Annotated in this window: 1 protein-coding gene and 1 pseudogene; both read left to right on the plus strand. The window is 38.9% G+C overall.

What is annotated here, in order from left to right; all coding sequences use genetic code 11:
* The first annotated feature begins 56 nt into the window (after nucleotides 1-56).
* Nucleotides 57-731 carry a tyrosine-type recombinase/integrase gene (locus WS40_RS10680; protein ID WP_325208544.1) on the plus strand — a complete coding sequence of 225 codons (675 nt, stop codon included), beginning with the start codon at nucleotides 57-59 and terminating at the stop codon, nucleotides 729-731.
* Between the two features lie 123 nt (nucleotides 732-854).
* A pseudogene (locus tag WS40_RS10685) lies at nucleotides 855-1,078 on the plus strand (MobP3 family relaxase); the annotation flags it as partial.

The raw sequence follows: 1,078 nt of genomic DNA on the forward strand, positions 1-1,078 counted from the left end.
GCTTCTTTTCTCAACTTTGTTCATTTTGCCTATTGATTTTTCTTAGCAGGTTTCTTTTGCTGCAAGACTACATAGAATTTAACCCATTTGATAAGCTAGAAACTTCGATCAGAGAGCCTGTGCTGCTGCCCAAAACGATACCTCTCGACGTGATCGCTAAGATAATTTCCTTTTCTTATCAGCAGATAGGTTCAGCCCAAAGTGCTTACCAAATGAAATGTGCCGTCAGAAATGCCGCTGTGATTGAATTGCTTTTTGCTACAGGTGCAAGGATAGCTGAGATATGTACTCTTAAACCGGAAAATGTTGATCTTTTAGGACGCTCCGTTAAGTTCTACGGCAAAGGTTCAAAAGAACGCCTTATACCCGTGGAAAATATGGCTGTTCTCAGTATACTTAAAAGGTACAGACTGCTTTTTGAAGATAAGATCGCCGTGTCAGGGTACTTCTTCGTCAATAAGCTCGGCAGAAGAATGACAGAGCAGTCCGTAAGAAATATGCTGAGTTCCTATTGCAGACAATGCGGTGTTGAAATGCACATAACGCCCCATATGTTCCGTCACTCGTTTGCAACTCTGCTTTTGGAAGAGGACGTGGACATTCGTTACATACAAAGAATGTTGGGTCACAGTTCAATAACCACGACTCAGATCTACACGCACGTCACATCATCAAAGCAAAAGGAGATCTTAAAGACTAAGCACCCAAGAAACAAAATGGACTTTCAGTGATATGTTACAACCAATAATATTATATCATATAAGAATACATCGTGCTGTGAAATGTCAAAATTATTTGGTGAAATGTAGTGAAATGTAACTTTGTGGTGCTTATTATCATAAGGAAGGTGTAAAATGTCGCAGCTTATCGTTACGAGCCGTTATCTGAAAAGCGGAAATCAGAAGAATAAAACAAAACGCAGAAACTATACAAAGTACATTGCTACCCGTGAAACTGTCGAGATACGAAGTCAAAAATTTGTTGACAGAAATGCCAATGCAACTAAAAATCAAGAAAAGCTTATTAACGACCTAATAAATGACTTTCCTGAATCAAAAAGATACCTTGAGTATGAGGA

This window comes from Ruminococcus sp. N15.MGS-57 (genome assembly GCF_000980385.1).
Taxonomy (GTDB): Bacteria; Bacillota; Clostridia; order Oscillospirales; family Ruminococcaceae; genus Hominimerdicola; species Hominimerdicola aceti.